The 11,063-nt window shown below is 31.2% G+C and carries 10 protein-coding genes; 6 read left to right on the top strand and 4 right to left on the bottom strand.

From position 1 onward, the window contains the following. The first annotated feature begins 318 nt into the window (after positions 1-318). The 4 genes from ychF (at position 319) to FNB79_RS13935 (ending at position 6,474) form a co-directional block, all read left to right on the top strand. Entirely contained in the window at positions 319-1,413 is a 1,095-nt protein-coding gene (gene ychF, locus FNB79_RS13950; protein ID WP_143381935.1) for a redox-regulated ATPase YchF, read from the top strand. Positions 1,414-1,541: 128 nt separating this feature from the next. After that, a complete protein-coding gene (locus FNB79_RS13945) occupies positions 1,542-3,410 on the top strand; it encodes a DNA topoisomerase IV subunit B (protein WP_143381934.1) in 1,869 nt (622 codons plus the stop codon). Continuing rightward, positions 3,397-3,879, top strand: coding sequence for a hypothetical protein (locus FNB79_RS13940; RefSeq protein WP_143381933.1), 483 nt, complete (start codon positions 3,397-3,399; stop codon positions 3,877-3,879). Before FNB79_RS13945 ends, FNB79_RS13940 begins: the two co-directional genes overlap by 14 nt. Before the next feature lie 6 nt (positions 3,880-3,885). Further along, positions 3,886-6,474 carry a DNA gyrase/topoisomerase IV subunit A gene (locus FNB79_RS13935; RefSeq protein WP_143381932.1) on the top strand — a complete coding sequence of 863 codons (2,589 nt, stop codon included), beginning with the start codon at positions 3,886-3,888 and terminating at the stop codon, positions 6,472-6,474. Between the two features lie 150 nt (positions 6,475-6,624). On the opposite strand, the gene FNB79_RS13930 is transcribed toward FNB79_RS13935, so the two are convergent. Together FNB79_RS13930 and FNB79_RS13925 are read right to left on the bottom strand one after the other, a co-directional pair. Further along, on the bottom strand, positions 6,625-6,996 hold the full coding sequence (locus FNB79_RS13930) for a DNA topoisomerase IV (RefSeq protein ID WP_143381931.1): 372 nt from the start codon (positions 6,994-6,996) through the stop codon (positions 6,625-6,627). 30 nt (positions 6,997-7,026) lie between these two features. Beyond that, complete coding sequence (locus tag FNB79_RS13925) at positions 7,027-7,449, bottom strand: helix-turn-helix domain-containing protein (protein WP_143381930.1); 423 nt, start codon at positions 7,447-7,449, stop codon at positions 7,027-7,029. 303 nt (positions 7,450-7,752) lie between these two features. Here FNB79_RS13925 and FNB79_RS13920 point away from each other — a divergent pair, with 303 nt between their 5' ends. Continuing rightward, positions 7,753-8,907: a M14 family zinc carboxypeptidase gene (locus tag FNB79_RS13920; protein ID WP_143381929.1), complete on the top strand. Its 1,155-nt coding sequence runs from the start codon at positions 7,753-7,755 to the stop codon at positions 8,905-8,907. Positions 8,908-8,980: 73 nt separating this feature from the next. Continuing rightward, positions 8,981-9,460, top strand: a complete 480-nt coding sequence (locus FNB79_RS13915) for an Lrp/AsnC family transcriptional regulator (protein WP_103191616.1) — start codon at positions 8,981-8,983, stop codon at positions 9,458-9,460. Positions 9,461-9,516: 56 nt separating this feature from the next. Here the strand turns inward: FNB79_RS13915 and FNB79_RS13910 are convergent, their stop codons facing one another. Both FNB79_RS13910 and aroB read right to left on the bottom strand, forming a co-directional pair. Beyond that, positions 9,517-9,840 carry a hypothetical protein gene (locus FNB79_RS13910; protein WP_143381928.1) on the bottom strand — a complete coding sequence of 108 codons (324 nt, stop codon included), beginning with the start codon at positions 9,838-9,840 and terminating at the stop codon, positions 9,517-9,519. 79 nt (positions 9,841-9,919) lie between these two features. Then, complete coding sequence (gene aroB / locus FNB79_RS13905; protein ID WP_143381927.1) at positions 9,920-10,993, bottom strand: 3-dehydroquinate synthase; 1,074 nt, start codon at positions 10,991-10,993, stop codon at positions 9,920-9,922. Positions 10,994-11,063: the final 70 nt, after the last annotated feature.

Here is an 11,063-nt window from a genome sequence, read left to right as displayed (position 1 = left end):
TTAATCGTGTTTGATTGTATTATTCTTAGTTAAAACGTTCTTTTTTAGTAATATAAGTGTGAGTTGTATAAGTTTTAATCATGTGAAACCTAATTTTGCTGTGGTTTTTAATTTTTTAGCTTGTCTTTTTTGTCAGTTTAAAATGTTAAATAGGAAACTAAATATTGAAGGTGGATTATTTATTTATGTGGAGTTACATGCTTGCGTTAAAAGCTAGATGTTTTTTATAAAAATAAATTCATATAATTACTTACATTTGCACTCGCAAAAACCAAAGGCTTGGTTATTGTATCTTTAATCTAATTACCTAAAGAAAAAATGAAAGCAGGAATTGTAGGATTACCAAACGTTGGAAAGTCAACTTTATTTAATTGTTTATCTAATGCTAAAGCGCAAAGTGCAAACTTCCCATTTTGTACGATCGAGCCTAATATTGGTGTTGTAAATGTGCCAGACCCAAGATTAGAGAAGTTAGAGCAATTAGTTGATCCTGAACGCGTTGTGCCTGCAACAGTAGAGATAGTTGATATTGCTGGTTTGGTAAAAGGTGCAAGTAAAGGTGAAGGACTAGGAAATCAATTCTTAGCAAATATTAGGGAGACAGATGCTATATTGCATGTGTTACGCTGTTTTGATAATGATAATATTGTGCATGTAGATGGAAATGTAAATCCAATTCGTGATAAAGAAACGATAGACATGGAGTTGCAATTGAAGGATTTAGAAACAGTAGATAAAAAACTTGAAAAAGTAAAGCGTGCGGCAAAAACAGGGAATAAAGATGCGCAAAAAGAAGAGGCTGTATTATTGCATATTAAAACAAGTTTAGAAGCTGGGGTTTCTGTAAGAGCGATAGATTTTACTGAAGAAGATTATAATGAGTTTGTTGCTCCAGCACAGTATATAACTGCAAAACCTGTGATGTATGTGTGTAATGTAGACGAAGCTGCTGCAAGTACTGGAAATAAATACGTAGACTTAGTAAAAGACGCAGTAAAAGATGAAAATGCTGAAGTTTTGGTTTTAGCTGTTGGAACAGAAGCTGATATTAATGAGTTAGACGATTTTGAAGAACGCCAGATGTTTTTACAAGATATAGGTTTAGAAGAGCCAGGAGCATCTAAGTTAATACGTTCTGCATATAAATTGTTAAATCAGCAAACGTATTTTACGGCAGGAGTTAAAGAAGTAAGAGCGTGGACTATTGATATTGGAGCAACGGGACCGCAGGCTGCAGGAGTAATACATACCGATTTTGAAAAAGGCTTTATTAGAGCGGAAGTTATTGCTTATGACGATTTTATAGCCTACGGCAGTGAAGCAAAAGTTAAGGAAGCAGGAAAAATGCGTGTAGAAGGAAAAAATTATATAGTTAAAGATGGAGATGTTATGCATTTCTTATTCAACGTTTAACATAAAATTTTTAAATAAAATATCAGAGCCAATACGTAAGTATTGGCTCTTTTTGTTGATAAATACTAGGGTTAGTGTTTTATTTTTGAAGCCGAAATGTTATATTAGCGTCTCATCTCTAAAAATCTATGCTAGACCAAACCAATTATACCGAAGATAATATACGTTCATTAGACTGGAAAGAACATATTCGTATGCGACCGGGGATGTATATAGGTAAACTGGGAGATGGCTCTTCTGCAGATGATGGTATCTATATTCTTCTTAAAGAAGTTTTGGATAACTCTATCGACGAATTTGTAATGGGCGCCGGAAAAACGATAGAGATTTCTATTCAGGGTAGTAAAGTTATTGTTCGCGATTATGGGCGTGGTATACCATTAGGTAAAGTTGTAGATGTCGTGTCTAAGATGAATACTGGAGGGAAGTATGATTCTCGAGCCTTTAAAAAATCTGTGGGACTAAATGGTGTAGGTACTAAAGCTGTAAATGCACTATCTTCTTATTTTAGAGTAGAATCGTCTAGAGAAGGAAAGTCTGCTTCAGCCGAGTTTGAACAAGGTAATTTAAAAAACCAAGAGTTTTTAGAGTCAACTACGAGACGTAAAGGAACAAAGGTGACTTTTATTCCAGACGAGATCATTTTTAAAAATTATAAATTTAGAAATGAGTATGTCGAGAAAATGCTTAAAAATTATGTGTATTTAAACCCAGGTTTAACTATAGTTTATAATGGTGAAAAATACTACAGTGAAAATGGTTTAAAAGATTTACTTAGCGAAAATATTAAAGAAAGTGATATGGTTTATCCTATTATTCACTTAAAAGGCGACGATATTGAAGTTGCTTTAACGCATAGTAAAACGCAGTATTCCGAAGAATATCATTCATTTGTTAATGGGCAAAATACAACCCAAGGAGGAACGCATTTATCTGCATTTCGTGAAGCTGTTGTAAAAACAGTTCGTGAATTTTATGGTAAAAATTATGATGCTTCAGATGTGAGAAAATCTATTGTTACGGCAATAGCTATAAAAGTGATGGAACCTGTTTTTGAGAGCCAGACTAAAACAAAGTTAGGTTCTACAGATATGGGAGGAGAATTGCCTACGGTGCGAACCTATGTAAATGATTTTATAAAGACGTATTTAGATAATTTTCTTCATAAAAATCCGGATTCAGCAGATAAAATTCAGCGAAAAATTCTACAAGCAGAACGCGAACGTAAAGAATTATCTGGAATTAGAAAATTAGCTAAAGATCGTGCTAAAAAAGCTAGTCTTCACAATAAAAAATTAAGAGATTGTCGTGTGCATTTTGGTGATATTAAAAATGAACGTAATTTAGAGTCTACGTTATTTATTACCGAGGGTGATTCGGCTTCGGGAAGTATTACAAAATCTCGAGATGTAAATACTCAAGCTGTATTTAGTTTAAAAGGGAAGCCTTTAAATTGCTATGGTTTAAGTAAAAAAATTGTGTACGAGAATGAAGAATTTAATTTACTTCAAGCGGCATTAAATATCGAAGAGTCTATGGAAGACTTACGGTATAATAATATTGTAATTGCAACAGATGCCGATGTAGATGGAATGCATATTAGATTATTATTAATTACATTCTTTTTACAATTTTTCCCAGAGATTATAAAAGAAGGGCATTTGTATATTTTACAAACACCATTGTTTAGAGTTAGAAATAAGAAAAAAACAATTTATTGCTACTCAGAACAAGAGCGTGTTAATGCTATCGATCAATTAAAACCTAAGCCAGAGATTACACGATTTAAAGGGTTGGGTGAAATTTCTCCAGACGAGTTTAAGCATTTTATTGGTGATAATATTCGTTTAGAGCCTGTCATGTTAGATAAAGATATGTCTATAGAGGAGTTATTAGAATTCTATATGGGAAAAAACACACCTACGCGTCAAAAATTCATTATAAATAACCTGAAAGTAGAAATAGATTTAGTCGCAGAAAAAAATGAGAACGGATAACGGGCATGTAAAAAACACTATAATTTCAGTGTATTTTGTTTTAATTGTCTTAGCTATTATCATGGCTACGGTTTTTAAAGCATTTAGCGACTTAACATCTAATTTTGGATTAACTTTTGTTATTGTGCTGTCGGTTTTTATGGTAGTGTTTTTAGCAGTATATAGAATAGGAAAATACTTTGAGTATGATAGCGATGGCGAACAAGTTGTAGTAACAAACAAAGGGTTACTATTGTCTGAAAAAATTAATTATAGAACACATGAGATTGAGTTTTATAAAGAAAATTTAATTGGTTTTAAATTTAAAAACTATCTAATATATAGGTGTTTAGTGTTGTATATTAAAAGTGATAGTGGAGCTACAGTAAAGGAGCGATTTAATACAACTTTAGTGACGCAACGAAAACGAAAGTATATTGGGCAATCTCTAAGTAAAATAGTAAAAAAGAATATTTCAAATAAAGCGTAATTATTAATGATAGAAAGTGATAACGACGAATTAAATACTAATCTTCCAGAAGATCAAGAGACAATTACTAGGGTGTCTGGAATGTACAAAGATTGGTTTTTAGATTATGCATCTTATGTTATTTTAGAACGTGCTGTACCTGCTATTGAAGATGGATTTAAACCTGTGCAGCGTAGGATTATGCATTCTATGAAAGATTTAGATGATGGTCGTTATAATAAGGTAGCCAATATTGTAGGACATACTATGCAGTATCATCCGCACGGAGATGCAAGTATTGCAGATGCTATGGTGCAAATCGGGCAGAAAGATTTATTAATAGATACACAAGGGAACTGGGGTAATATTTTAACTGGAGATAGTGCAGCGGCATCCAGGTATATAGAGGCACGTTTGTCTAAATTTGCTTTAGATGTGGTGTATAATCCTAAAATTACAGAGTGGCAGGCTTCTTACGATGGTCGCCGAAAAGAGCCTGTAAATTTACCAGTTATGTTTCCTTTGTTATTAGCGCAAGGTGGTGAAGGTATCGCTGTAGGATTGTCTACAAAAATTTTACCTCATAATTTTATTGAGTTAATAGATGCTTCCATTAAACATTTAAAGGGTAAACGTTTTACAATTTTACCCGATTTCCCAACTGCAGGAATTGCAGATTTTACCAATTACAACGATGGTTTACGTGGCGGTCGTGTGCGTATTCGGGCAAAAATCTCTCAATTAGATAAAAATACTCTAGTTATCACAGAAATTCCTTTTGGAACAAATACATCGTCGCTTATAGATTCAATACTTAAAGCAAACGATAAGGGTAAGATTAAAATTAAGAAAATTGAAGATAACACAGCTGCAGATGTAGAGATATTAGTACATCTTCCCGCTGGAATTTCTCCAGATAAAACAATAGATGCATTGTATGCATTCACAAGTTGCGAGACTTCTGTATCGCCCTTAGGATGTGTTATAGAAGATAATAAACCATTATTTATAGGCGTCTCAGAAATGCTTCGTCGCTCTACCGATAATACGGTTCAGTTATTAAAAAGCGAATTAGAAATCAAATTGGGTGAGTTCGAGGAACTTTGGCATTTTGCTTCTCTAGAACGTATTTTTATAGAAAACAGAATTTATCGTGATATTGAAGAAGAAGAAACTTGGGAAGGGGTAATTAAAGCTATAGATTCCGGTTTAAAACCACATGTTAAGCACTTAAAACGTTTAGTTACTGAAGACGATATAGTAAGGTTAACCGAGATTAGAATTAAGCGTATTTCTAAGTTTGATATTGATAAAGCACAACAAAAAATTGATGCTTTAGATGAGCAAATAGCTGAAGTAAAACATCACTTAAGTCATCTAATTGATTATGCTATAGCGTATTTTGCAAGATTGAAAAAAGAATATGGAGAAGGGCGTGAACGCAAGACTGAAATTAGAATTTTTGATGATGTAGACGCTACGAAAGTTATAATCCGGAACACAAAACTTTATGTTAATCGAATAGAGGGGTTTGTAGGTACCTCTTTAAAACGCGATGAGTATGTTGGAGATTGCAGTGATATTGATGATATAATTGTGTTTACCAAAAGTGGTAAAATGATGGTTACAAAGGTAGATTCTAAAACTTTTGTAGGTAAAGATATTATTCATGTTGCTGTTTTTAAGAAAAAAGATAAGCGTACTATTTATAATATGATTTATCGAGATGGCGCTAAAGGTCCTACCTATGTAAAACGTTTTGCTGTTACCGCTATTACTCGCGATAAAGAATACGATTTAACTACAGGGGCAAAAGGGTCTACCGGATTGTATTTTTCTGCAAACCCTAATGGTGAAGCAGAAGTTGTGACCATTTTACTGCGTCAGGTAGGAAGTATAAAGAAGTTAAAGTGGGATTTAGATTTTTCTGATATTCTAATTAAAGGTAGGGCTTCTAAAGGGAACTTGGTTAGCAAATTCCCGGTTAAAAGAATAGAACTTAAAGAAAAAGGAGTGTCTACTTTAAAACCACGTAAAATTTGGTTTGATGACACGGTACGTCGTTTAAATGTAGATGGTAGAGGTGAGTTGTTAGGCGAGTTTAAAGGCGAAGATCGTTTGTTAATTATCAATCAGTCAGGTTATGTGAAAACTATTTTACCAGAATTAACGGCACATTTTGATAACGATATGGTTGTGCTTGAAAAATGGATTCCAGAAAAACCAATTTCAGCAATATATTACGAAGGAGAAAAAGAGCGTTATTACGTGAAGCGATTTGTAATAGATAATGAAAATAAAGAAGAAATGTTTATATCGGAACACGATAAATCTCATTTAGAAATAGTATCTACAGATTGGTTGCCAGTAGCAGAGATTGTTTTTGGTAAAGAACGCGGTAAAGAACAAAAAGAAAATCAACACGTAAATCTTGAAGAATTTATTTCAGTAAAAGGCATTAAAGCATTAGGAAATCAGTTAACTACAGATAAAGTAAAACATATTAATTTGTTAGATCCGCTTCCTTACGAAAGAGAAGAAGATGGTAATGATATTGATGATGAAGATTTGGATATAGATGACTTGAATCAAGATTCGGAACCCACTTTATTCTAAATCTTATTAAATATAGATTGTAAAAAAAAAATCACCAAAAGAATATGTTCTTTTGGTGATTTTTTTTATTGAAATAAAAATGATTTAAAGAGTTTAATTCATTTTTATGTATTGTCACCAGATTTGTGTGAATTAAGTCTTTAAATCGATTTATTTAGCGCGAATAGCTATACCTTTTTGTTTTTTGTCTTCACCAACATAAGAGTATTCAAAAGTGTAAGATGAGTCTGTAGTGTGTAATATTTTTAAATGAATATCTTTTCTTTCAATCCTGTTTTTAGGATTTATAGTTTTGAATATAACTTCGCAATCATTAATCCAACGTACTTCAGAAGAGTCTATTTTTCCATCATAAGTTTCAATTTGCAGTTTGTCTGTTCTGTTAAATTCAGATTTAAATGTAGAACCATCAATAATTATCTCGCTATAATAATGTCCAGTTTTAAAATCTGTACAATTTCTCTCTACATTATAACAGCTTGTCATGCATACTACAAGTAAACACAGAAAAAATAGTTTCATAGGTTTTTCTTTTGCGTAAAAATAGTGAACTTATATTGAGTTCTCAAAGTTTTTAAAGCTCCCGTCTGTGTAAAAAATAACAATGCGTTCAATTTGTTTTGTAGGGTCTGATTTAAAAACAGGATTTGAAATTGGGTTATTCGGTGTTTCTTGAGGTTGTTTAACAGGTTCTTTAATTGTTGTAGGTTCTTCAGAAAATAAATCTGGAGATTCTGCTTTTTTAGTTTCAGGAGGGAAGCTGCCTTTGCCGTTTAATAACCAATAGAGTTCTACTTCAGGATAGGTGCTCAGAATTTTCATTACAAAATCTAAACTTGGTTTATTTCTTCCAGAAAGTATATGAGAAATGGAAGAACGTTGTACACCAATTTTTTCAGAGAAAGAAGAGGCAGATTCTCCATAAAAATCAATTACTTTTTGTAGGCGTTTTGTAAACTCGTCGCTGTTTATCATTGTAAACTTATTTAATACTATTGAGTGATTACAAATGTAACAAAAAGAACAATACAGTCAACAATTCACATAAATATACTTGCTGATATATTAAATATATACTTTAATAAATAATTTTTAAAACTCTGATTTATAACATTTAGTATTATAAATAATAATTGACTCTAATTTACAGCTCTTCAAATAAAATTGTATAATTAAACAGCTATTTAAGTGTATATAAATGTATACAAAATGCATTGTTTGTTCTGTTTACATTTGTAAATATTTATTTGTTTACATTTGTGTACTTATAATTTACCTATGGATATTAAAGAAATTACAAGTCTATATCAGACTAATAAAGCGCAAGAATTAAAAGGGCGTTACATTACCAACTCTCATATTAAACCACTTTTAGATTCATTAGATTCTAGTTTTGAGGTATCAGAAATTGGAACTTCAGTTTTAGAAAAACCCATTTGGGGGATTAAATTCGGAACCGGAAAAAAACGATTATTATTATGGTCGCAAATGCACGGCAATGAATCTACAACCACTAAGGCACTTTTCGATTTTATTAATACACTTAAACATCCAGATCACGTTTTAGATTATTTAAAAGAAGCGTGTACCTTTTATATCATTCCTATTTTAAATCCAGATGGTGCTGCTGCATACACCAGATTGAATGCTGTAGACGTAGATTTAAATAGAGATGCACAAACTTTGTCTCAGCCAGAGAGTAAAGTGCTAAGAGCTGCCTATAACAATTTTAAGCCAGACTATTGTTTTAATTTACACGGACAGCGAACTATATTTAGCGCAGGAAATACTAATAAAACTGCAACGGTCTCTTTTTTATCTCCAGCTCAAGACGATAATAGAAGCATTACAGCATCAAGAAAGATAGGTATGGATATTATTGCAGAAATGAATACTACACTTCAAGCATTAATACCAAATCATGTAGGGCGATACGATGATTCTTTTAATATTAACTGTGTAGGGGACAGTTTTCAGTCTTTTAATGTACCTACCATACTTTTTGAAGCGGGACATTATGCAAATGACTATGATAGAGAGTTAACGCGTTTTTATATTTATGCAGCGTATTTATCTGCATTTAATTATATCGCAAAAAATGAAATTACAGGAAATAAATACAATGATTACTTTAAAATTCCTGAAAATGATAAATGTTTTTATGATATAATTATTAGAGATGTAAATATAGGAACTGATGAAAATCCTGAAATATTTGATATTGGAATCTTATATGTAGAAAAATTAATTAAAAATAAAATTGAGTTTTTTCCAAAGATTGAAAGCATCTCAATACTAAATAAATTTCATGGTCACAAAGAGGTTAAAGCTAATAGTATGAGGGCTTTAGGTGCATATGGACAAAAGCTAAGTATAGGTCTCGAAAACGATTTCGTAACTATTGGAGGTACAGAATTTTTATTAAAATTGTGAAAACCTTAATAATTTGATAAGATTAATATGTAAAAATGTATTATTTTTGCTTTAAAGAACAAAAAGTACAGATATGGCAAAATTTAAATTAGATGAAATAGATCACCAAATTCTTGATATGTTAATTGATAATACAAGAGTTCCATTTACAGATATCGCTAAGAAATTACTGATTTCGGCTGGTACTGTTCATGTTAGAGTTAAAAAAATGGAAGATGCTGGGATTATTAAGGGATCTTCTTTAACTTTAGATTATAAAAAATTAGGTTATTCTTTTATTGCATACATTGGTGTTTATTTAAACAATACATCTCAAACCAAATTTGTGTTAGAGCGTATTAACGAATTACCTTTTGTTACAGTTGCTCATATCACAACTGGCAAGTTTAATATTTTCTGTAAAATAAGAGCTAGAAATACAGCTCATGCGAAAGATGTTATCTTTATGATTGATGATATTGAAGGTGTATACAGAACAGAGACTATGATTTCTTTAGAAGAAAGCATAAACGATAAAAAACGTTTAATGCACTATATCTTTAAAGAGTTATAATAAATAGTCTATAAAAGTTATAAAAAAGAGCTAAAAATTAATTTTTAGCTCTTTTTTTATTCTTCTTCATTTGTTAATACTAAATCTTCATCTAATGTTAGGTTGGGGTAGTCTGGGAAGTCAACAACAACGTGTCCTAGATTGTTTAACACTAAATCATTACTGCTATCAAAATTAGTCATAGTGTAATGTAATTTACAACTTACTTTAACTAAATATGTAGTGTCTTTGGTAGTTATTTCTACCGCTTCAATAGTTTCATTTTGGTGGTTGTCAAATCTAATAATATCTCTATCATTATAACCATCAGGAAACTTCTCTGTCAATCTTGAAAGAATTTCAGGAGTTAGTTTTTTATAATCAACAATAACTTTTTTCATCTTAAAAATGTTTTAGATGTTTAATAGTATTGTTAAATGTCGCTTATCTTGGGTATCTAAATTTACAAATTATTTTGATTTAATACGAGTCGTTATAAAATTTTAACGCTTCTATAATTAGATCATTAGGGACTAAACAATCAATTTTAGTTTCTCCTATGGCGCTAAGAAGTACAAAATTAATGTTGCCATGAGAATTTTTCTTATCGTATTTTAAGAGGTCTATTATAGGTTCGTAATCTTCTTCATTAATACTAACGAAGTCGTAAATACTGTTAATTACGTTTTTAATTTCATTATTTTCAGCTTCACTTAAACCTGTAAGCTTTGTAGAAATGTAAGCAGCTAAAATCATACCAATGGCAATGGCTTCACCATGTAAAAGCGTAGTTTTATAGCTGTTGGTTAAAAAATAAGATTCAATAGCATGACCTATAGTATGTCCAAAATTAAGTGTTTTTCTTAAACCGTCTTCTCTAGGGTCAATATCTACAACATGTTTTTTTATTAATACAGACTCATAGATTAATTGGTCCAGGTGCTCTGTATGTAAAAGAGATAAATCTTTGAATTTATCCCAATAAGCTTTATCTTGAATTAAACCATGTTTAAGCATTTCTGCTAAACCAGATCGCATTTCATTTTGTGGTAATGTTTTTAAGTATGTAGTATCAATAATAACCATTTCTGGTGTATTAATAACACCAATTTGATTTTTTAGATTCCCTAAATCAACTCCTGTTTTTCCACCTACAGAAGCATCAACCATAGATAGTAGCGTAGTAGGTATGTTTATAAAACTAATGCCACGTTTAAATGTAGAAGCAACAAAACCACCTAAATCTGTAATTACACCACCACCTAAATTTATTACAAGACTCTTTCGATCTCCGCCAAGTTCAGAAAGCACATTCCAAACACCAACGCAAGTTTCTATAGTTTTATTTATTTCACCAGATTCAATTTCAACAATTTCAATGGTTTTAGTCGTTTTAATTTCAGCTAATAAATGTGGTAAACAAAGTTCATGAGTGTTTTCATCTACTAAAATAAATATGTTAGAGGGATTACTATTTTCAATATGTGCATTTACATGTTGGTATGCACTTAGATTAAAATGAATTTTATTTGAGTTGCTTTCTATAGTTTTCATAAAATGATGTAAAAAATAACCGTGAAAATAAGGAGTTTTTTGTAAAAAAGTAAATTCGGCTTCATTATAT

Source organism: Formosa sediminum (assembly GCF_007197735.1).
In the GTDB taxonomy this organism is placed as follows: domain Bacteria; phylum Bacteroidota; class Bacteroidia; order Flavobacteriales; family Flavobacteriaceae; genus Formosa; species Formosa sediminum.
The sequence above is the reverse complement of the archived record's forward strand: the minus strand, read 5'-3'. Positions and strand labels throughout refer to the sequence as shown.

Coding starts and splice junctions, on each gene's coding strand:
- ychF (WP_143381935.1), top strand. CDS start 319: ATGAAAGCAGGAATTGTAGGATTACCAAACGTTGGAAAGTCAACTTTA.
- FNB79_RS13945 (WP_143381934.1), top strand. CDS start 1,542: ATGCTAGACCAAACCAATTATACCGAAGATAATATACGTTCATTAGAC.
- FNB79_RS13940 (WP_143381933.1), top strand. CDS start 3,397: ATGAGAACGGATAACGGGCATGTAAAAAACACTATAATTTCAGTGTAT.
- FNB79_RS13935 (WP_143381932.1), top strand. CDS start 3,886: ATGATAGAAAGTGATAACGACGAATTAAATACTAATCTTCCAGAAGAT.
- FNB79_RS13930 (WP_143381931.1), bottom strand. CDS start 6,996: ATGAAACTATTTTTTCTGTGTTTACTTGTAGTATGCATGACAAGCTGT.
- FNB79_RS13925 (WP_143381930.1), bottom strand. CDS start 7,449: ATGATAAACAGCGACGAGTTTACAAAACGCCTACAAAAAGTAATTGAT.
- FNB79_RS13920 (WP_143381929.1), top strand. CDS start 7,753: ATGGATATTAAAGAAATTACAAGTCTATATCAGACTAATAAAGCGCAA.
- FNB79_RS13915 (WP_103191616.1), top strand. CDS start 8,981: ATGGCAAAATTTAAATTAGATGAAATAGATCACCAAATTCTTGATATG.
- FNB79_RS13910 (WP_143381928.1), bottom strand. CDS start 9,840: ATGAAAAAAGTTATTGTTGATTATAAAAAACTAACTCCTGAAATTCTT.
- aroB (WP_143381927.1), bottom strand. CDS start 10,993: ATGAAAACTATAGAAAGCAACTCAAATAAAATTCATTTTAATCTAAGT.